Annotated in this window: 21 protein-coding genes; 13 read left to right on the top strand and 8 right to left on the bottom strand. The window is 68.3% G+C overall.

Translation table 11 applies throughout. The annotated features are described in order from the left end of the window. Positions 1-110 precede the first annotated feature (110 nt). The 3 genes from A3IC_RS0144660 to A3IC_RS0144650 are packed head-to-tail and all read left to right on the top strand — an operon-like array spanning position 111 to position 1,492. Positions 111-614, top strand: coding sequence for a SigE family RNA polymerase sigma factor (locus tag A3IC_RS0144660; protein WP_020556561.1), 504 nt, complete (start codon positions 111-113; stop codon positions 612-614). 9 nt (positions 615-623) lie between these two features. Beyond that, positions 624-761, top strand: a complete 138-nt coding sequence (locus A3IC_RS69420) for a hypothetical protein (RefSeq protein ID WP_020556560.1) — start codon at positions 624-626, stop codon at positions 759-761. 8 nt (positions 762-769) lie between these two features. After that, positions 770-1,492 carry a hypothetical protein gene (locus A3IC_RS0144650; RefSeq protein ID WP_020556559.1) on the top strand — a complete coding sequence of 241 codons (723 nt, stop codon included), beginning with the start codon at positions 770-772 and terminating at the stop codon, positions 1,490-1,492. Positions 1,493-1,696: 204 nt separating this feature from the next. On the opposite strand, the gene A3IC_RS0144645 is transcribed toward A3IC_RS0144650, so the two are convergent. Further along, positions 1,697-2,218: an SgcJ/EcaC family oxidoreductase gene (locus A3IC_RS0144645; protein WP_020556558.1), complete on the bottom strand. Its 522-nt coding sequence runs from the start codon at positions 2,216-2,218 to the stop codon at positions 1,697-1,699. Between the two features lie 90 nt (positions 2,219-2,308). Here A3IC_RS0144645 and A3IC_RS0144640 point away from each other — a divergent pair, with 90 nt between their 5' ends. Together A3IC_RS0144640 and A3IC_RS60170 are read left to right on the top strand one after the other, a co-directional pair. Continuing rightward, the gene (locus tag A3IC_RS0144640; protein WP_245599831.1) at positions 2,309-2,767 is read left to right on the top strand and encodes a MarR family winged helix-turn-helix transcriptional regulator; all 459 of its coding nucleotides are present in this window, start codon (positions 2,309-2,311) and stop codon (positions 2,765-2,767) included. Between the two features lie 280 nt (positions 2,768-3,047). After that, positions 3,048-3,416: a hypothetical protein gene (locus A3IC_RS60170; protein WP_020556556.1), complete on the top strand. Its 369-nt coding sequence runs from the start codon at positions 3,048-3,050 to the stop codon at positions 3,414-3,416. A 436-nt stretch (positions 3,417-3,852) separates the two neighbouring features. On the opposite strand, the gene A3IC_RS66220 is transcribed toward A3IC_RS60170, so the two are convergent. Together A3IC_RS66220 and A3IC_RS60165 are read right to left on the bottom strand one after the other, a co-directional pair. Next, complete coding sequence (locus A3IC_RS66220; RefSeq protein WP_079027083.1) at positions 3,853-4,071, bottom strand: DUF397 domain-containing protein; 219 nt, start codon at positions 4,069-4,071, stop codon at positions 3,853-3,855. Beyond that, positions 4,041-4,883 (bottom strand): helix-turn-helix domain-containing protein, encoded by an 843-nt coding sequence (locus tag A3IC_RS60165; protein ID WP_158696347.1) that lies wholly within the window; start codon positions 4,881-4,883, stop codon positions 4,041-4,043. Before A3IC_RS60165 ends, A3IC_RS66220 begins: the two co-directional genes overlap by 31 nt. A 270-nt stretch (positions 4,884-5,153) precedes the next feature. Here A3IC_RS60165 and A3IC_RS63475 point away from each other — a divergent pair, with 270 nt between their 5' ends. The 4 genes from A3IC_RS63475 (at position 5,154) to ahpD (ending at position 8,101) form a co-directional block, all read left to right on the top strand. Continuing rightward, complete coding sequence (locus A3IC_RS63475) at positions 5,154-5,609, top strand: ATP-binding protein (protein ID WP_020556553.1); 456 nt, start codon at positions 5,154-5,156, stop codon at positions 5,607-5,609. Positions 5,610-5,757: 148 nt separating this feature from the next. Then, positions 5,758-6,432, top strand: a complete 675-nt coding sequence (locus A3IC_RS72000) for a hypothetical protein (RefSeq protein ID WP_026219453.1) — start codon at positions 5,758-5,760, stop codon at positions 6,430-6,432. A 589-nt stretch (positions 6,433-7,021) separates the two neighbouring features. Continuing rightward, positions 7,022-7,573, top strand: a complete 552-nt coding sequence (locus tag A3IC_RS0144610) for a peroxiredoxin (protein WP_026219452.1) — start codon at positions 7,022-7,024, stop codon at positions 7,571-7,573. A gap of 3 nt (positions 7,574-7,576) precedes the next feature. Continuing rightward, a complete protein-coding gene (ahpD, locus tag A3IC_RS0144605; RefSeq protein WP_020556550.1) occupies positions 7,577-8,101 on the top strand; it encodes an alkylhydroperoxidase, AhpD family in 525 nt (174 codons plus the stop codon). A 302-nt stretch (positions 8,102-8,403) separates the two neighbouring features. Here ahpD and A3IC_RS63470 read toward each other — a convergent pair whose 3' ends face one another. Then, the gene (locus A3IC_RS63470) at positions 8,404-9,711 is read right to left on the bottom strand and encodes a TetR/AcrR family transcriptional regulator (protein WP_052174076.1); all 1,308 of its coding nucleotides are present in this window, start codon (positions 9,709-9,711) and stop codon (positions 8,404-8,406) included. 349 nt (positions 9,712-10,060) lie between these two features. On the opposite strand from A3IC_RS63470, the gene A3IC_RS0144595 reads away from it, so the two are divergent. Beyond that, positions 10,061-11,221: a steroid 3-ketoacyl-CoA thiolase gene (locus A3IC_RS0144595; protein ID WP_020556548.1), complete on the top strand. Its 1,161-nt coding sequence runs from the start codon at positions 10,061-10,063 to the stop codon at positions 11,219-11,221. Positions 11,222-11,337: 116 nt separating this feature from the next. Here the strand turns inward: A3IC_RS0144595 and A3IC_RS0144590 are convergent, their stop codons facing one another. The 4 genes from A3IC_RS0144590 to A3IC_RS0144575 form a co-directional block, all read right to left on the bottom strand. Then, positions 11,338-12,060, bottom strand: coding sequence for an aggregation-promoting factor C-terminal-like domain-containing protein (locus A3IC_RS0144590; RefSeq protein WP_026219451.1), 723 nt, complete (start codon positions 12,058-12,060; stop codon positions 11,338-11,340). 413 nt (positions 12,061-12,473) lie between these two features. Then, positions 12,474-13,790 carry an RNA 5'-3' helicase PhoH2 gene (gene phoH2 / locus A3IC_RS0144585; protein WP_020556546.1) on the bottom strand — a complete coding sequence of 439 codons (1,317 nt, stop codon included), beginning with the start codon at positions 13,788-13,790 and terminating at the stop codon, positions 12,474-12,476. A 292-nt stretch (positions 13,791-14,082) separates the two neighbouring features. Next, positions 14,083-14,844: an isoprenyl transferase gene (locus A3IC_RS0144580; protein WP_020556545.1), complete on the bottom strand. Its 762-nt coding sequence runs from the start codon at positions 14,842-14,844 to the stop codon at positions 14,083-14,085. 226 nt (positions 14,845-15,070) lie between these two features. After that, on the bottom strand, positions 15,071-16,873 hold the full coding sequence (locus A3IC_RS0144575; RefSeq protein ID WP_020556544.1) for a phosphoenolpyruvate carboxykinase (GTP): 1,803 nt from the start codon (positions 16,871-16,873) through the stop codon (positions 15,071-15,073). Positions 16,874-17,118: 245 nt separating this feature from the next. Between A3IC_RS0144575 and trhA the strand changes: the two genes are divergently transcribed. From trhA to A3IC_RS0144560, 3 genes are all read left to right on the top strand, one after another. Then, on the top strand, positions 17,119-17,784 hold the full coding sequence (gene trhA / locus A3IC_RS0144570; protein WP_052174075.1) for a PAQR family membrane homeostasis protein TrhA: 666 nt from the start codon (positions 17,119-17,121) through the stop codon (positions 17,782-17,784). A 174-nt stretch (positions 17,785-17,958) separates the two neighbouring features. Then, complete coding sequence (locus tag A3IC_RS0144565) at positions 17,959-19,557, top strand: MFS transporter (RefSeq protein ID WP_052174074.1); 1,599 nt, start codon at positions 17,959-17,961, stop codon at positions 19,555-19,557. Then, positions 19,529-20,158 carry a TetR family transcriptional regulator gene (locus tag A3IC_RS0144560; RefSeq protein WP_020556541.1) on the top strand — a complete coding sequence of 210 codons (630 nt, stop codon included), beginning with the start codon at positions 19,529-19,531 and terminating at the stop codon, positions 20,156-20,158. Before A3IC_RS0144565 ends, A3IC_RS0144560 begins: the two co-directional genes overlap by 29 nt. The last annotated feature ends 72 nt before the right edge of the window (positions 20,159-20,230 follow it).

The following is a 20,230-nucleotide window of genomic DNA, read 5'->3' as shown; positions in this document are numbered from 1 at the left end:
CTCGGGCCCGACTTCGGTCGGGCCCGACGTGTTTTGTGATTCGCTCGATCCCGGGTGCAACCCATTTGCCTCTCGGTCGCTCTGAACGGGGTGACAACGATGGGGTCGATATGCCGACAACCGGCCGGCGAGATTTCGAGGAGTACGCGCGGGCGCGCCAACAGCAGCTCTATCGAACCGCGTATCTGCTGTGCGGGGACGCCGATCAGGCCCAGGACCTGGCCCAGACCACGCTGGCCAAGCTGTTCCGGCACTGGAAGCGGGCGAGTCGCGCGGAGAACCTGGACGCGTATGCCAAGACCGTGCTCAGCCGCACCTTCCTGAGCGAGCAGCGCGGCCGGCGACGCGAACACGCGGCGCACGAACTCGGGTCGGGGGCGCCGAAGTCGGGACAGCACCCGGACCTGCGGCTGACCCTGCTCGCGGCGCTGGACACGCTGCCGCCCAAGCCGCGCGTGATGGTCATCCTGCGCTACTGGGAGGACCTGAGCGTGGAAAGCGTCGCCACGCTGCTGCGCTGTAGCACCGGCAACGTCAAGAGCCAGTGCGCCCGTTCGATGGCCAAACTCCGGGCCGAACCCGGAGACCTCCACCTGTACTCGACGGAGAGCTGAGGGGTCGTCATGCTGCGCGAAGACAGTGGTGATCAGGAGTTTCGGATGGTGCTGGATCGAGCGATGGTCGAGCTTCCGCCGCTGCCGGACCTGGTACCCGGCGCGGTGCGCAGGGGCGCCGGCAGCGGCTTCGGTCCCGGGCGCTGATCGGTGTCGTGGGCGTCGCATCGGTCGCGGCGATCGCCGCGCCGACCCTGCTGCTCGCGCCATGGGCGGGCGACGACACGGGCCGGGACGGCAGTTCACAGCCCGGCGAGCTGCCGCTGCATCCGGCGAACTGGCCGACCGACCAGCCGCTCGCCGCGCCGACGACGGCGTATCCGACGGTGCACGTGACGCCGACGAAGACGGGCAAGGCCCGTCAGTTCACCCGGTCCGAGGTCGAACTGCGTTACGCCTTCAAGCAGAAGCTCGCCGACGTGCTCACGAAGCTGCTGCCCCCGGACGTGGGCCGGATCGTGATTCCGGACAACAGCGTGAACGCGTATCGCCTGGTTTCCGGTGACAAGAGCTACCAGATCACCGTACGGGTCGACCTGCCCGCCGTCCCTGCCGAGGTCCGCCCGGGGGGTACCTGGAGCATGCCCTGTGCCGAGCGGGTGTCGCAGACCCCGCCGCTTCCGTGTGTCGACGGGCGGCTTCCGGACGGAACACCGATCTCGGTCGGCAACATCGCGCCCGACAAGGGCAGCACGTCCCCGGCGATTCCGATCGCGAGTTTCGGCTACCACGGAGCGGAGGTGTTCTTCGGCATGATCTCGGACGTGCGAACCGACGCGGCGCCCCCCGTCACCAGCGAACAGGTGGCCCGGCTGGTCTCCGACCCGACCTTCCTGGAAGCCGTGGACTTCTGGCGCACGCAGCCGGTTGAGGACTGAGCGAGCGGGTCCCGTCCGGCCCTACCGGACAGGGCCTGACGTAACCGGAAAGTCGGCGAAGGAGCGGCTGCGGCGGACGGGGTGCGGCGGGCCGCCGCACGCGAAAGCAGGGTCGGAGCGGTTGCTCCGACCCTGCTTGTGGCTTGGCCTTCGTGGGGCAGCGATCGGGACGCTCGCCGCTGCGGCGCGCTGTCGGTGTCACCATCACCGCGCGTCGGCGGGCCGGCTGTTCGGCTGCATCCGGAAGGACACCTTCTCCATGAGCGGCTTGCGCAACGTGTTCTGGAACGCCGCGACGCGCCAGGCACCGCCCGGCTCGCGGACCACCGTGTACGTCTGAATCTTGGCGAGCTTGTCGGCGGACGGAACCTTGTCGCCCTTGTAGGTGTTGCCGCGCGTGACGACCACGGCCGCGTCGGCGCCGAGGAACCGGATCTGCTCGATGACACTCGCGATCCGCGTGCCCTTGAGGAAGCTGTCGAACAGGGCTTGGTGAGCGCGACCGATCTCGTCGGCGCCGCGGTAGAGGGTGCCGACGTAGGTGATGTACGTGGCGTCGGCGGTGAAGTCCGCGCCGTAGGCCGCCCCGTCGCCGCGCCCCCAGGCCGCGTCCACCCGCTGCAGGAGCCGCGCGATCGCTGCGGTGTCGGTGGCGGCGGTGGTGTGCGTAGCGGTCGTGTGCTTGGCGTTGAGAGTGTCGATGATCTCGGGCATGGTCGCGGACATGGTCGGGCCTCCAATGATAGCTTCCGGGAAGAAGATTCTGCCCAGAAGATTTCTCTTCTCTAAGGAAGAGATTAGGAAGGGAGTACACCCGTGTCAACGCCTGCCATGCGATCCGACGCCCAGGACGTCTACCGGCGCTACCTGAGTTCGGTGATGCTCCACGGCCTCGCGAGCGCCAAGGCGTGCGGTCTGGGTGCGTCCGACCTGTACGTGCTCAACATCCTCGAACTCGCGGGCGCCATGACCCCGGGCGAGATCGTCACCCGCACCGGGCTCACGACCGGGCCGACCACACGCCTGATCGACCGCCTGGAGGCGGCCGGCTACGTACGGCGCGTCCCCGCCCCCGACGACCGCCGCAAGGTCATCGTGGAACCGGTCGGCAAGCCGGCCGCCCTCGACGAGACCATGGCCCCGGCCCGACGCCGCGTCGGCGACCTGATGCGCGGCTACACCCCGGAGCAACTGGCCGTGCTGTTCGACTACTTCGAACGCGCGACGGACGCATACCAGGAGGCCAACGACGAACTACGCGCGGCGGAGGACTGACACCCGGGCTCCCGGTCCATGAGCAGCCTCACTCGTCGTACTTCGGGTCGCACGCTTCCTGTTCCGCCGGCGAGCAGTCGCACCATCCGACGCGGGCTTGCAGTCGGGGTCACCCACTCGGCAAGAGCCAAATGCAGGGCAATCGGATCACCGGTCATCTCGACCTCCGCATTCGGTGATGCACTCGTGGAACCACGTGCACGAACCCGAGCATTGATTCCGGTGCGTGATCGAGTGCACACTGTATGTACGAGTTCGGCTGCAAGGAGGCGCGCCCCACATGGGCAACGGCACCGACGAACCGCAGGGTCAAGACCCCGATGTACCTGACGATCAGGGCGGGAAGCTGTTCCGCACGGTCGTCGACGGGCGATGGGTGACCGTGCCGGCCACGATTGCCGGCATTCGTGAGGCTCTGCCCGAAGAACGGCGCGAGGCGTTCACGAAGACGATCGAGGAGACTCCCGCACGGGATCTGTTCGCGACCATGGCACGGTGGGCGAGTACACCGGAAATGGACGCGGCCTTGGAGCGGGAGCACGACAGGATTCAACGGCTCGGCGAAGAAGCCGACGCACGCGTGATCATGGGGGAAGACCCTGATGTCGTACGCAGTGAGCTACAGTCCCGACTCCGAAACGGCACGTAGGCAGCTCAGTTCGTCTCAGCGTCGGGATTTGGACAACGGCATGCGCCGTATCGCCGACGACCCATACGGGTCCGGGTCGAGCCCGACTTACGCGAAGGAGCGACGCGAAGCGACGTGCGGAAGTGTGTTCGTCGTCTACCAGATCACCGCTTCGCACTTGCTGATCACGGTGGTTCGGATCATCTGAGCGCGTGTCGCACGAACGAGGGCACGGAGGCATATGCGTACGGGCGATGTCACCGATCAACCGCCGGACGGGCCGAAGAGGACAGGACGGGGCGGGCCACCCGGCCGGAAATCGACGAGGTCATCCATCGCGGGCACGACCGGGCGGAGGCCCTCGCTCTCGTCGCCGAAGCGCGCATCGTCATGGGGGGAGAATCCGGAAGTGCGCGAGAGGGCACATAGGGATCACGGGAGTACTCGTGGGCGGCAGCTACTTGGTGGCTTCCAAGAAGGTCGCCCAAGACGCGACAGTGATCGTGACGTGGCCACGTTCACGACTCTTGGTGTCGCGGACCCCCATGGCTGCAAGCGTCAACGGTGCAACCTCGACACAGTCGCTGCTGGCAGAGCCTCCCGAGTAGGAGGACTTGCGCCAAGTCGCCGATGACTGCTGAGCGTTCACAGATCTTCCAATCTCGTAGCGATGCATTTTCTGGTGTCCTCGGGTGACAGCGCGCTGGTCCGCAGGTGATCCAGGAGACGCCTGAACCGGCGGACGTCGAGCTCTGAGTCCTTCGCGTCCATTCCAGCTTCATACTCGGTGTACACAACGCTTGGGTCGATACCGTCAGAGAAATCGAACAAGACGATTCCGCTGGTCAGAACCGCCCGTCGAGCATTGAACGGGATCACCCGAATCTCGACGTTGGGCCGATCCATGACAGCGATCAGATGCCGTAGTTGCTCGCGCAAGACATCAGGGCCACCGACCTCCGCATACAGCAATCCGGCGCCGATCGTGGCCACTATCTCGACGTCTTCCTCGTCCAAAATCTTCTGACGTCGGACGCGAAGTTCGACAAGAGCGTCGGCAACGTCCGGATCCGGTACATGGGGACCGGCGTCGAACACTGAACGGGCGTACTTCGGCGCTTGCAAGAGGCCTGGGAAAACGCCACTGCTCGCCGTGTGGATCCTGGCCGCCTGGGACTCCAGTGCGATGAACTCTTCGAGCGTGGGCGTCATCACGTGGTTGTACGCCTGCCACCACCTGAAGCTGTTCGCCTCCCCCAACCATCCCTCTACACGTCGGACTTCGTCCTGGCCGGCGCCATACAGGTGGCACAGCTTCAGCAGGTCGTGGCGGGTCAGCGAGACCTTCGCCGACTCGATGCGGATCAGCTTGGTCCGGCTCCATTCGAGGCCTTGTACGACTTGATCCACCGTCAAGGCAGCTTCCGTACGCAGCCGTCGCAACTCGACGCCGAGCCGCCGTCGCGCATGACTCGGCTGGACAGCCATCGTCACCCCCTCCGGGTCCTAGTTTGCGCCGGCATTCTCCCTCACGGCATGCCCCTCGGCGAGGCCTTCACGATCACTCGAAACCTTCGAGTGATTTCACGAGATCCAGTAGCGCGCACTGGTGCGCGCCATTTATCGTCACGAACAACAGCCACCTACGCACCGCGGGGCATATCACCCGCGGTCAGGACCGGCTGTACCTCCTCCCGCTTGGAGTGACGTATGGCCTCATCACCACCAGCCCCCGAATCTTCCGGTGCCCTACTCGACTTGGACGCCGAACCCGAACCCGATGCCGAGCTGATCGCCAACGTGACCGCGCACATCGATGCCGAGTCGCTGCGGGTGCTCGTGGACGGTGCCGTGAGGTTCGTCGGAGGCGACGGCGACACCGCGTTCGCGCTTCGGCTGTGCCTTGCCGAACTGCACAGCAACGCGGTTCGGCACGCTGGTGGGGCAACTCGGGTGCGGGTTTGGAGCCTTCCGGTCACGAATCGGCTGCTGGTGGCCGTCGGGGACAAGTGCCGGTCAGCTCCGCCGCGTTGCGCCGAGCCTTCGCCCGATGCCGAAGAAGGGCGTGGGCTGATGCTCGTGGAGGCGCACTCCGCTGCCAACGGTCATGTGGTGCACGCGGCCGGAAAGGATGTCTGGTTCGCTGTCGTGATCGCGCGCCCACCACAAACCAGGCCGCCATTCACAGCCATCGCCGGCGCGCACGACCGCTGAGAGTCGCCTCGGTGCGTACGTCACACTTCCCCCGCGCATCGGGGTCCCTTACCGCCTGGGCCAACAACCCGATACGAGCGTAGGGGGCGGGGCGACCTGGAGAGCTGACCCCACCCCCGCATGCCTACAGAAAGGACACAGCTCAACGATGACAGACGATTTCGCAGCCATCGACCGCAAAGCGGCGGTGCCGTCGGCGCTCGAACGGATTCCGGACGAGCGGATGCGGCTGCCGATTCCGGAGCCGGGTGGGGTTGGGGCCGAGTCGCCCGGTGCCGTGGGCACTTGGCGGGTCATGGGCACCTCGGGTGCGCTGGTGCGGCTCGTTCCGCCCGTCCGGCGTGCTGCGCGACCGGGTTTGGTGGCCTCGGCGCGAGACGTGAACCTGCCGCAGCGGGTGCCCGGTTGGGTCAGTGGTGAGGAGATCGACAAGGCCGCCGTGTTCGCCGAGCGCTACCGCGACGCCTGGTGTCGGGACGGGCGGACCGGGCGGGAGGGGATGCTCACGGCCGTGAACGGGCGGAGTGTGTACCTGCGCGCGACGAACGGGGTCGAGTTCACGTGTCGGCTACCGACACTGGTCGTCGTCCGGCTCCCGCCTCCGCGCCTGTACCGACGCGTTCGCTACGTCGGCAAGGACGACGCGGCCCGCCGTCCGCCAGGGGACGTGACCGAGATGTGGGCGGTCTCCAACGGCACGCTCGCCACCGTGCAACCGGCCGACGGCCCCGCCTGGTTCGCCCTGTCGGCCGACCTCAAACGCGACCTGCCCACCGGACCCGTGGCCGAGTGGGACGACCCTCCGTTCGTCCCTGACGAGTAGACGAGTAGACGTAGGCGTACGCGTGACCGAGGAGTCGCGAGGCCGGCAAACCACAGGGCCGTGGGACCACCGGACCGCCGAACCATTGGGACACCGAGCCCAAGCACCAGGGCCACCGGACCACTTGGGCCCCGAACCCAGGCGCCCGGGCCGCCGGCCCACCAAGCCGCGTGAGCATTCCCGGCGCAGAAAGCGCCACGTGTGCCGTCGAACAGCCAGGCCCGCCCGCGCGCCCGCAACGGGATCACGGTGGGTAATTTCCGCAGCCACCCGTTCGGCGCACAGGACGCCGGTCCGTCCGGGGCGGTCGGGCCGATTGCAAGATCATCGCAATGTCCCGATTCGGCGTTCGGCCGGACGGCGCGTAGGCTCCTCCTCCGCCCCTCCCGTCGACCCCGATCGACGGTCGAACGTACGAGCGTGCACGCTGAGCTGGGATTTTCCCCCCAAAAGCCACTGATAAGTGATCACGATCAATGGTTGGGCCATTGCTTATTTCATCTATCAATTTCACTGTGGCATCGTGATCAACGTACGTCCGACCGGGATGGTGAACCTGCCTTCCCGGACCCTTCGCGGAGGAGACCCAGTGCTTACTGTCGGTAACCAGTTCCCCGAGTACGACCTCACCGGCGTTGTGTCGCTGGAGGCGGACAAGGCCTTCGAGCAGATCACCAACAAGTCCTACGACGGCAAGTGGCGCGTCGTGTTCTTCTGGCCGAAGGACTTCACCTTCGTGTGTCCGACCGAGATCGCCGCGTTCGGCCGACTCGACGAGGACTTCCAGGACCGTGACGCGCAGCTGCTCGGCGTGTCCGTGGACTCCGAGTTCGTGCACCTGGCCTGGCGCAAGGACCACCCGGACCTGACCGACCTGCCGTTCCCGATGCTGTCCGACCTCAAGCGCGAGCTGTCCTCGGCCGCCGGCGTGCTCAACGCCGACGGTGTCGCGGACCGCGCGGTCTTCATCATCGACCCGAACAACGAGATCCAGTTCGTCATGGTCACCGCCGGCTCGGTGGGCCGCAACCCCGACGAGGTCCTGCGGGTTCTCGACGCGCTGCAGACCGACGAGCTGTGCCCGTGCAACTGGCAGAAGGGCGGCGAGACCCTCGACGCCGCCAAGCTGATGGACGCCTGATCCATGGGTCTCGACGTCCTGAAGGCCGCACTGCCCGAGTACGCCAAGGACCTCAAGCTCAACCTGGGCTCGGTCGTGGGCAACTCGAAACTCGCCGAACAAACGCTCTGGGGCACGGTGCTCGCCTGCGCGATCGCCACGCGTAGCCCCAAGGTGCTCGCCGAACTCGAACCGGAGGCCAAGAGCCGGCTGTCCGACGAGGCGTTCACCGCTGCCAAGGCCGCTGCCGCGATCATGGCGATGAACAACATCTACTACCGCTCGATGCACCTCATCGGCGACCCGGAGTACGGCAACCTCCGGGCCGGTCTGCGGATGAACGTGATGGCCAACCCGGGTGCCCCGAAGGCCGACTTCGAGCTGTGGTCGCTGGCCGTCTCGGCGATCAACGGCTGCGGCCGGTGCCTGGAGTCGCACGAGCAGGTCCTGCGCAAGGAGGGCGTGCCGCGCGAGACGATCCAGGAGGCGATCAAGATCGCCGCCGTGATCCACGCGGTCGGCGTGACGCTGGAGACCGACCAGGGCTGAGCACGCCCTGATCGCCCACCGGCGAACACACCGCGACACCCGCGACACCCGTGGCGAACACGAGAGCCCGTCCCCACCCGGGGACGGGCTCTCGCGCGTTTCCGGAACCGGCCGAAGCCGCGTACATCATCGCCGTGTGCGCGAACGCACCACCGGACGAGAGCGAATCGCCCATCGCGAGCGGGTCACCCACAGCGCACACGTCGCCCACCACAGTCGGGTCAGAGCCTGCAGCCGGGTCACCCGCCGAAGCCGAACCGGTCTCGACCGGCTGCCGTCCGCCCACCCGCCGCGCCGCGGACTCACCGTGCCCTCATCCCGACCAACGCGGCCTCCCGGTACAGCCCCACCGCGTCCCGCACACCCATCCCGCGATAGATCCGGCTCCCGGTCGAGATCGCCGTGCGCAGCACCCGCTGGGTGAACACCGGGTCCAGGTCCGGGTGGAAGTCGCCGGAGCGGATGCCGGCGACCAGTGCCCCGGTCCAGGTGTCGGAGACCTTGGCGCGCTGCGCGGTCAGCCGGCTCGCCGGGAGTTCGTCGCCGCGTACCTCGTTTATCGCCAGGACCGTGGACACCCCGTGGTAGGCGTGCGCCTCCACCGTCCGCCCGATCAGGCCGGCCAGCCGCTCCACCGGCGCCGGTTGCGCGGCGGCGTCCTTGTCGAAGGCGGTGCGCAGGTCGCCGAGGAACTCGCCGAGCAGTTCGGCGAGCAACTGCTCCTTGGAACCGATGTGATGCGCGAGGCTGCCGACCGGCACACCGGCCAGATCGGCGATCCGACGCACCGTGGTGCTCGCGTACCCGTCCTGCTCGAACAGCAGGTTGGAGGCGATCCGGATCCGGGTGCGCGCGTCGGTCTGGCGCGGTACCCGGGCCATCCGCCGCTCGGCCTCGACCCTGGCGTCCTCGTTCGGGCCGACCCGGCGCAGGGTGGGCATCGCATGGCGCGCGGGCCCGAGCAGGTTGCAGATCCGCTGTGAGGCGTAACGCCCGGGCCGCACGATGCCGCGCACGAACACGTCCACCAGGCGCCCCGCGGCCGCGTCCGGGTCGTAGCGACCACTCGGCCGATACCACTGGGCCATCCCCCACACCGCCGATTGCAGCATGAGCGACAGCAGTACGGGGTGCAGATCCCGGCGCAGACTGCCGTCCTCGACTCCCCGGCGCAACACCCGGCCCCACAGTGTGGACGCCTCGGCGGTGCGGTCGGACAACCAGACGAAGCCCTCGCTGCGGGAGAGCCGGCGCGACTCGCCGACCACCACGATCGCCGCGTCGGGGTTGTTGCCGATCACTTCGAGACTGTCCCGCAGCAGGCCGCGCAGCGTGGCGATCGGCTCGTTGCCGAGCTCGACCGTGGCCCGCTGCCGGCTCATGATGTCCGCGAAGAAGGTGTCGAGTACCTCGAGCAACATCGCTTCCTTGGACGGGAAGTGGTGGTACAGGCTGCCCGAGAGCATGTCGGCGGACTCGGCGATCTGCCGGACCGTCGTCGCGCCGTAGCCCCGCTTGGCGAACAGCGCACAGGCGTGTCTGATGATCTCCGCGCGTCGATCTGCTCGCGGCCTGATGTGACGCTCCGCACCCGCTCGATCGCTCAACACGATCCAAGCGTAGTACGCCTGGGAATCCCATGCGGAATCTCACGTTCCGATAGTCCCTGCCCGCCCCACCAGCCACACCCGAAACATCCGACGGCGGCCCCCGTCGCAGTGCGAACGACCCCGGAGCGCGCGAGGTTCGGGTGAGGCGACAGCCGAGGCGGCACCCGAAGCCGCACCCCGGGCCGGACCGTCCCGCCCCCGGCCCGGCCCGAGACGTTCCACCCCGCGGCAGCATATCCTTGACTTAGTCATACACCTGGGGCAGGGTGAGATCAGGCTGGATCAATGCGTCGCCATCCGTGGCCCGGCCCCGAGGACCGGCCACTCAGGACTCGCTAGGAGCGACCCCATGGGCAACCCCGTCATCGTCGAAGCCGTGCGCACCCCCATCGGCAAGCGCAACGGCCGGCTCGCCGGCCTGCACCCGGTGCAGTTGTTGTCGGCCGTCCAGCGCGGGCTGATCGAGCGGGCCGGGATCGACCCCGAACTGGTCGACCAGGTGATCGGCGGCTGTGTCACCCAGGCGGGCGAGCAGTCCGGCGACATCGTCAAGCACGCATGGCTGTACGCCGGCCTGCCGCACCGCACCGGCGGCACCACGATCGACTGCCAGTGCGGATCCGCCCAGCAGTCGGTGCACCTGATCGCCGGACTGATCGCAACCGGCGCCATCGACGCGGGAGTTGCCTGCGGCATCGAGTCGATGAGCCGCAACCCGCTCGGCCACACCGCCAAGCCCGGCCAGAAGTCCAAGCCGGAGGACTGGGCGATCGACCTGCCCGACCAGTTCACCGCCGCCGAGCGGATCGCCCGCAACCGCGGCATCACCCGCGCCGACGTGGACGCCCTGGGCGTGCGCTCGCAGGCCAACGCCAAACGCGCGTGGGACGAGGGCCGGTTCACCTCGCAGGTGGTCCCGGTCGAGGCCCCGGTACTGGACGCCGAGGGCAAGCCGACCGGCGAGACCGTGCTGGTCGATCGCGACCAGGGCCTGCGCGACACCACGATCGAGAGCCTGACCAGGCTCAAGCCGGTCCTGCCCGACGGCATCCACACCGCCGGCAACTCGTCGCAGATCTCCGACGGCGCCGCGGCGCTGCTGATCATGGACGAGGACAAGGCGCGGGCGCTCGGCCTGCGTCCGCGCGCGCGGATCGTCGCCCAGGCGATGGTCGGCGCCGACCCGCACTACCACCTGGACGGCCCGAACGACGCGACCGAGCGGCTGTTCGCCCGCTCCGGCATGTCGATGTCCGACATCGACCTGTTCGAGGTCAACGAGGCGTTCGCGTCCGTCGTGCTCTCCTGGGCCCAGGTGCAAAAAGCCGACCTGGACAAGGTCAACGTCAACGGCGGCGCGATCGCCCTGGGCCACCCGGTCGGCTCCACCGGCGGCCGACTGCTGACCACCGCGCTCTATGAACTCGAGCGTACCGACAAGCAGTTCGCACTGGTGACCATGTGCGCGGGCGGCGCCAACGCGTCCGGCACGATCATCGAACGGATCTGACCCCGGGACGAAGAGCCCCGAACACGAAAGCCCCGAACACGATCGAGCCCCGTGCGCCGAACGGCGCACGGGGCTCGATCAGGTTCGAGGGGCGAGTCGCGGAACTCGCGGCCCACTCAGTACCAGTTGTGACCCTGCCAGAACGTCCACGCCTGGCACGGGCTGCCGTAGCGCCCGTTCATGTAGCTCAGGCCCCACTTGATCTGCGTCGCGGGGTTGGTCCGCCAGTCGGAGCCGGCCGTTTGGTACTTGCTCGCGGGCAGCGCCTGCATCAGGCCGTACGCGCCGGAGGAGCGGTTCGTCGCATCGACCCGCCAGCCGCTCTCCCGCTCCACGATGTTGCTGAAGCACGTGTACTGGGTCGAGCTCATCATCGACTTGGCGATCGCCTGGGCGTCGGCGGCGGACGCCGACACCTTCTCCACCGCACCGCGGTTGTCGGAGCGCGCGGCGCGCTCCTGGGCCGCCTTGCGGTCGGCCTCCGCCTTGTCCGCGGCTGCCTTCTCGGCTGCCGCCTTCTCGGCCGCGGCCTTCTCCGCGGCGGCCTTCTCGGCCGCGTCGCGCTCGGCCTTGACCCGGGCGGCCTCTTCGGCCTGAACACGCTGCGCCTCGTCGTAGGCGGCGGTCTGCGCGTCGGCCTGCTGGGTGATCCCGGTGCTCAGTTGCTGCGCCTGGGGGGCGGCAGGAACCTCGAGAAGCTTCGTGGTGCTCGCTTCGTCTACCGTCTGGGCGTCGGCGGACGCGGAAACGCCCGTTCCACTGAAACCGACCACGGCGCCAACGGCCGTGACAGCGGTGGCGGACGCCACGGCTATCCCCCGAACCGAGATCCGGCTCACACACGTTCCTTCCGACAGGCGCGCGCCGCGGTCGAAGCGGCGTACGAGTCCAACCCCCGGTCTTCCCACGCTCCCGGAGGGAGCGTTTCGGCCCGCGCGCCGAACGGTTGGTCCGGCGCGTGCGATGGGCGGCGTACAGCAGGTCATGTGTCGAGTCGTCGGGCAGCGCTGTACGCGAGGGTCTTACAAGTCCAGCAGCCTGCCTCAGCCAAACATTCGGAAGCAATTTTCGAAGACGTGGCGAACATCACAACTCCCGGAAAGGCGAAGCCTTTTCGTTTTCCTTGCTCGACCGTTTCCACCCGGAATATGCGGACACGGGAGGGCCCCGCCGTCGACGTCTCGAAGCAGTCGAGACGTCGCCGACGGGGCCGGCCGAACAACTCCCCCGCAGGGCCCCCACCAGGCATCCGTCAGCCCGGCAGGTCCTCCAACATCTCGGTCACCAGGGCCGCGATGGGCGACCGCTCGGACCGGGTGAGTGTCACGTGCGCGAACAGCGGATGCCCCTTGAGCTTTTCCACCACCGCGACCACTCCGTCGTGCCGACCGACCCGCAGGTTGTCCCGTTGCGCCACATCGTGGGTGAGCACCACCCGCGAATTGCTGCCGATCCGCGACAGCACGGTCAGCAACACATTGCGCTCCAGGGACTGCGCCTCGTCCACGATCACGAACGCGTCGTGCAACGAGCGGCCGCGGATGTGGGTGAGCGGCAGGACCTCCAACATCCCGCGGGCGACGACCTCCTCGATCACGTCGGACGTGGTGACCGCCGAGAGCGTGTCGAAGACCGCCTGCGCCCAGGGGCTCATCTTCTCGTTCTCGGTGCCGGGCAGGTAGCCGAGTTCCTGACCGCCGACCGCGTAGAGAGGACGGAAGACCATCACCTTGCGATGCTGATTGCGCTCCAGCACCGCCTCCAGCCCCGCGCACATCGCCAGCGCCGACTTGCCGGTGCCCGCCCGGCCGCCCATCGACACGATGCCGATGTCCGGATCGAGCAGCAGATCCAGCGCTATCCGCTGCTCGGCACTGCGCCCGTGCAGGCCGAACACGTCCCGATCGCCGCGCACCAGCCGGACCTGCTTGTCCGCGGTGACCCGGCCGAGCGCCTTGCCGCGCTCGGAGACCAGCACCAGTCCGGTGTGACAGGGCAGGTCGACGGCCTGCTCGATGTGCGTGCGATCGTGCTCGAACAGGGCGTCGATGTCGGCCGAGTCGACCGTGAGTTCGGCCATCCCGGTCCAGCCGGAGGTGTTCACCAGTTCGGCGCGGTACTCCTCCGCGCTCAGCCCCACCGCGGAAGCCTTGACCCGCATCGGCACGTCCTTGGACACCAGCGTCACATCGTGGCCCTCGGCCATGAGGTGCCTGGCCACCGCCAGGATGCGCGAGTCGTTGTCCCCCAGCCGAAATCCGGGCGGGAGCACGGTCGCGTCGATGTGATTGAGCTCCACCCGCAGCGTGCCGCCGGAATCCCCGATCGGCACCGGGGCGTCCAGCCGCCCGTACTGCGTGCGAAGTTCGTCCAGCATCCGCAGCGCGTGTCGGGCGAAGTAGCCCAATTCCGGGTGGTGCCGTTTGGCCTCCAACTCGGTGATCACGACGACGGGCAGAACCACCTCGTGCTCGTCGAACTTCAAGAGCGCCGACGGATCGGCAAGGAGCACGCTGGTGTCGAGGACATACGTCCGGTGCTGCGGAGCACGGCGTTGGATCGTGGCCACGGAGTGCCTCGCCCCCTCTCAGGGCACGCGCACCGTGCGCCCTGATCGCTCGGAGTCCGGGCCCCGGCCCGAAGGCCGGGTGCCCGGCCCTCCTGTCGCCGTGAACTGTGGAGCATGTAGTGCACGGAAGGGCCTCCCGGGCAGGTGACGGGGTGTCACCCACATATCGCACCGGCCCACAGGGATGTGCGCCGGCCCGACGGGGTTATTCCCGTCCAGGGCACCGCCAACACAAAACGGATGATCACATGCCGATGGAAACCCGGCCGTGAGCAGGAGCGGTGACGAGGTGTCAGGCGCCGTAGCGGCGATGCCGGGCGGAGTAGTCGCGCAGCGCCCGGAGGAAGTCGACCTTGCGGAAGTCCGGCCAGAAGGCCTCGCAGAAGTAGAACTCCGAATGCGCGCTCTGCCACAACAGGAAACCGGACAACCGCTGTTCACCCGATGTTCGGATGACCAGGTCCGGGTCGGGCTGACCGCGGGTGTACAGGTGCTCGGCGATGTGCTCGACGTCCAGCACCTCGGCCAGTTCCTCGATCGAGGTGCCCTTGCCGGCGTGCTCCACGAGCAGCGAGCGGACCGCGTCGGCGATCTCGTGCCGACCGCCGTAGCCGACCGCGACGTTGACGAACACGCCGGTCAGGTCAGCGGTCTCGTTCTCGGAGCGCTTGAGCACCTCGCGCGTGTGTTCGGGCAGGAGGTCCAGTGCGCCGACCGGGTGCACCCGCCAGCGGCGCGCGGCGGCCAGGTCGGTGACCGCGTTCTCGATGATCACCATCAGGTCGGCCAGCTCCTCCGGCGGCCGATTGAGGTTGTCGGTGGACAGCAGCCACAGCGTGACCACCTCGACGCCGACCTCTTCACACCAGGTGAGCAGTTCGTGGATCTTGTCGGCACCCTTGCGGTGGCCCTCGGCGACCTGCTCGCCGTACGCCTTCGCCCAGCGGCGGTTGCCGTCCAGGATGACGCCGACGTGACGCGGTATCACCGTACGGTCGAGCGACGCCTCGATGCGCTTGCCGTACGCGCCGTATGCGAGGTCCCGCAGGCCCATGTCCACCTGCTCCTCCGTCCGTGATCACCCGCGCCGAAAACCCTACTCCCGTCCGACACCCGCTCGACATCGCGCGGCGGAGGACGGGCGTGAAGATGCGGTGAAGGTCGGCTCGCGGACGGCGTGTCGCGCGCTCGTCCGAGGGCGGCTTTCCGAACGCCGAGGGCCCGGCGGGAGAGATCCCGCCGGGCCCGGAGCGTACCGGTATTTTGACGTCGAGTCAGCTTCAGCCGTCGAGTCGCGAGACCAGCTTGTTGTACTCGTCCCACAGCCCCTGCGGGGTGTGCGAGCCGAACTTCTCCAGGTGCTCGGGGACCAGTGCGGCCTCCTGCTTCCAGATCTCGCGGTCCACGGTCAGGAGCAGGTCCAGCTCCGCGTCGGTGAGGTCCAGACCCTTGAGATCCAGGGATTCACGCGTCGGCAGTACGCCGATCGGGGAGTCCACACCGTCGGCGAGCCCTTCCAGGCGCTCGACGATCCACTTGAGCACGCGGCTGTTCTCACCGAAGCCCGGCCAGACGAACTTGCCGTCCGCGTCCTTGCGGAACCAGTTCACGTAGTAGATCTTCGGCAGCTTGTCCGCCGACGTGGCCTGGCCGATGTCCAGCCAGTGCGCCATGTAGTCGCCCATGTTGTAACCGCAGAACGGCAGCATCGCGAACGGGTCGCGACGCAGCTCGCCGACCGTGCCCTCGGCGGCGGCGGTCTTCTCCGAGGCGACGTTCGCACCGAGGAAGACGCCGTGCTGCCAGTCGAAGGACTCGGTCACCAGCGGCACCGCACTGGCTCGCCGACCGCCGAAGAGGATGGCCGAGATCGGCACACCCTTCGGGTCCTCCCACTCGGGCGCGATCGTCGGGCACTGGGCGGCCGGAACGGTGAACCGCGCGTTGGGGTGGGCGGCGGGCGTCTCCGACTCGGGGGTCCAGTCGTTGCCCTTCCAGTCGACCAGGTGCGCGGGCGCGTCCTCGGTCATGCCCTCCCACCAGACGTCGTTGTCGTCGGTGAGCGCGACGTTGGTGAAGACCGAGTTGCCCCACATGGTCTTCATGGCATTGGCGTTGGTGTGCTCGCCGGTGCCCGGCGCGACACCGAAGAAGCCCGCCTCGGGGTTGATCGCGTACAGCCGGCCGTCCTCGCCGAACCGCATCCACGCGATGTCGTCGCCGACGGTCTCCACCTTCCAGCCCGGAATGGTCGGCTGGAGCATCGCGAGGTTGGTCTTGCCGCACGCGGAGGGGAAGGCGGCCGCGATGAACTTCGGCTCGGCGCCCGAGGGAGGCGTGAGCTTCAGGATCAGCATGTGCTCGGCCATCCAGCCCTCGTCGCGCGCCATGACCGACGCGATCCGGAGCGCGTAGCACTTCTTGCCGAGCAGGGCGTTGCCGCCGTAGCCCGAACCGTAGGACCAGATCTCCCGGTCCTCGGGGAAGTGCGTGATGTACTTCTCGCTGTTGCACGGCCACGGCACGTCCGCCTCGCCCTCGGCGAGTGGAGCCCCGACGGTGTGCACGGCCTTGACGAACTCGCCGTCGGTGCCCAGGAAGTCCAGCACCGCCTGGCCCATCCGGGTCATCGTGCGCATCGAGACCGCGACGTAGGCGGAGTCGGTGATCTCCACGCCGTAGGCGGCCAGCGACGAGCCGATCGGCCCCATGCAGAACGGCACCACGTACATCGTGCGGCCACGCATCGAGCCGGCGAACAGGCCGCCGAGCTTGGTGCGCATCTCGGCCGGGGCTATCCAGTTGTTGGTCGGACCCGCGTCCTCCTCCTTCTCGGAGCAGATGTAGGTCCGGTCCTCGACGCGCGCGACATCCCGAGGGTCGGAGGTCGCGTAGTAGCTGTTGGGGCGCTTGTTCTCGTCGAGCTTGCGGAAGGTGCCCTTCTCGACGAGGAGGTCGGCGAGGCGCTGGTACTCCTCGTCCGAACCGTCACACCATTCGATCCGGTCGGGCTGAGTCAGCTGGGCGATCTCGCTCACCCAGTCGAGCAGCTGCCTGTGTTTCGTCGGGACCTCGTTGGCCACGATCGCTCCATTTCGCGCCTGGGACGGCGAGTCCCCGGCGTCGGGGTTGAGGGTTGCCGGGATTTTATCCGGTCGGCCGGGCGCGGAACCGCCCGGGACAGGGCCCCACCTGGAAGTTGTGCCCCGTACCGGACCGAAAACCCCAAAGACGTGCGGTTTCGCGCCCCTCCGGGACAAGATCTCCCGTGATGCGTCTCACTTCATACTTGCCAGTAACCTACGTGGGCGTAAGTACACTCGGCGACATGAGTGTGGACGCACGCGCCTTGACGGCGCCCTTGACGCCCATGAAACCCAAGCTGCGCGGATGGATCCACGCGGGGACCTTTCCCCTCGCCGTGGCCTCCGGCATCGTCCTGGTCGCCCTGGCCGGTGATACCAAGTCCCGCATAGCGTGCGGCGTGTTCGCACTGACCGCGGCGATGCTCTTCGGCACGTCCGGGGTCTACCACCGAGGCAACTGGGGGCCGCGCGGCGAGGCGGTGCTGCGCCGGCTGGATCACGCCAACATCTTCCTGATCATCGCGGGCACCTACACCCCGTTGACCATCCTATTGTTGGGCAAAAGTGACCAAATCCTGCTGTGGGTGGTGTGGATCGGGGCACTCGCCGGGATCGGTTTCCGGGTCTTCTGGATCGGCGCACCACGCTGGCTCTACACCCCGATCTACGTCGCGCTGGGCTGGGCGGCGGTGTTCTATCTGCCCGAGTTCATGCGCGAGGGCGGCGTCGCGGTGGTGGTCCTGGTGATCGTCGGCGGCGTGCTCTACAGCCTCGGCGCGGTGGTCTACGGGATCAAGCGGCCCAACCCCTCGCCGCAGTGGTTCGGCTTCCACGAGGTCTTCCACGCCTTCACACTGCTCGCGTTCGCGAGCCACTTCGTCGCCGTCGCCCTGGTGGCCCTGGACTGATCACCGGCTCACTCATCGGCCCGAAGGCCCGCCGCTCCGTTCGGAGTTGCGGGCCTTCGGGCTTTTCCGGGTTTTCCCCCGAGCTTGGGCTGCTCTTTGCCGAAAAATTTGACCGTCACTCGATTTTGAGAGCTACTGTCATAAGCAAGAGACGCTCAATAGATGGGGACTGTCATGACAGTGGCGAAGACGGATCCGAATCGCCCGGACGAGGCCGACGGACCGGCGGACCCCAGGCGGTGGTGGGCGCTGGGCGCGCTGGTGGTCGGCCTCCTGGTGGTCGGCCTGGACACCACGATCATCAACGTGGCGATGCCGACGATGAGCGATCAACTGGGCGCGAGCACGGGCGACCTGCAATGGATCGCCGATTCCTACATCGTGGTGTTCGCGGCGCTGATGCTCCCGGCCGGATTGATCGGCGACCGCTACGGCCGGCGACTCTTCCTGCTGGTGGGGCTCGCGATCTTCGGCGTCGGCTCGGTGGTCGGCGCACTGGTCGGCTCGGTCGAGGGGGTGATCGCGGCACGCGCGCTGATGGGCATCGGCGGGGCGTTCATCATGCCGCTGTCGTTGTCCATCCTGCCCTCGCTCTTCCCGGCGGCCGAGCGCGGCAAGGCGATCTCGATCTGGGCCGCGAGCACGGCCCTGGGCATCCCGCTCGGGCCGATCCTGGGCGGGCTGCTGCTGGAGCACTTCTGGTGGGGTTCGGTGTTCCTGATCAACATCCCGATGGTCGCGCTGGCCCTGCTCGTGTGCGGGTTCCTGCTCCCGGTGTCGCGCTCGGCCGACGCCCCCAAGGTGGACGTCGCGGTCACCGTCCTGGTCGTCGCGGGGCTGACCACACTGATCTTCGCGCTGATCGAGGCGCCCGAGTGGGGCTGGAGCGACGCCCGCGTGCTCGCGCTGTTCGGCGCGGCGGCGTTGCTGATCACGAGCCTGGTGGTGCGCGAGACCAGGTCCCGGCGGCCGATGATCGACCTGGGCCTGTTCCGCGACCGCAACTTCCTGTGGGCCACGATCGCCGCCCTGGTGCCGTCCTTCGCGATAGCCGGCGTGTTGTTCCTGGTCCCGCAGCGGTTCCAGGCCGTGGACGGCCACAACGCGTTCGGCACCGGGCTGCGGCTGCTGCCGCTTCTGGCCGGACTGTTCGTGGCCTCGGTGGCGAGCGCCAGGCTCGCGGCGCGGTTCGGCTACAAGGTGGTCATCCCCAGCGGCCTGTTCGTGCTCGGCGGCGGGCTGCTGCTGGGCTCGACCGGCTCGGTGCACGACGGGTACGGGTGGATCGCCTGCTGGCTCACCGTGACCGGACTGGGCCTCGGCCTGTCGCTGGTGCCCGCGATGGACGCGTTCATGGCCACTCTGGCACCGGAGCGCACCGGGATGGGATCGGCCCTGGTGCAGACCCTGCGTCAGGTGGCGGGTGCCCTCGGGGTGGCGATCCTGGGCAGCGTGCTCGCGTCCGCCTACCTGGACCGGATCGACACCACCGGACGCCCGGGCCCGATCGCGGACGCCGCGCGCGACTCGATCGGCGGCGCCGCCAAGGTGTCCGGCCACGGCGCGGACCCGGCGCTGCTCGACTCGGCCCGCGAGGCGTTCGTGCACGGCATGAACCTGAGTCTGCTGATCTGCGGCGTCAGCGCGCTGGTGCTCTGCGTCGCGGTGGCGGTCTTTCTGCCCCGCCGCACCACCGACGGGGCGCCGCCGGCGCCGGGCTCGAACGAACCTGGAGAATCGAGGCATGACCGCGAAGGAGTCCTCCATTCCTGACCTGCCCGGCTCGCCTGTGGGGCTGCGCGAGCGCAAGAAGATCAAGACCCGCCAGGCGATCCGCCGGGAGGCCTACCGGCTCTTCCGCGAGCACGGCTACGACGCGACCACCGTCGACCAGATCGCCGAGGCCGCGGAGATCTCGCCCAGTACGTTCTTCCGCTACTTCCCCACCAAGGAAGACCTCGTACTCACCGACGAGTACGACCCCGTGCTGGTGGAGATCCTGCGGACCGCGCCCCAGGGCACGAGCCTGGTCCGGGTGGTGCGCACCGGTGTCCTGGACGCCCTGCGCGAGATCCTGCGCGTGGACGGCGAGGAACTGGCCACCCGAATGACGCTGGTGTTGAACGTTCCGGCGCTGCGCCGGCGCACCTATGAGCAGCAGATGCAGACCTGGGTCCTGATCACCGAGGCGTTCGCCGCCCGCACCGGGCGCTCGGCGAACGACATGGAACTGCGGGTCGCCGCCGCCTCGATCAACGCGGCGATGGGTGAGGCGATCATGGGCTGGGCCCGGAACGGCTGTACCGAGGACCTGGTCGAGCTGGTCGACCAGGCCCTGGCACTGCTGGAGACGGGGCTGCGGGACGGTCCGTGACCCCGGCGCCGCGACGCCGGGGTCGGGCCCGGGCACTGCCGGCGGGGCTGCGGGACGGCCCGCGACGCCGGG

The organism is Embleya scabrispora DSM 41855 (assembly GCF_000372745.1).
Lineage (GTDB): Bacteria > Actinomycetota > Actinomycetes > Streptomycetales > Streptomycetaceae > Embleya > Embleya scabrispora.
The sequence above is the reverse complement of the archived record's forward strand: the minus strand, read 5'-3'. Positions and strand labels throughout refer to the sequence as shown.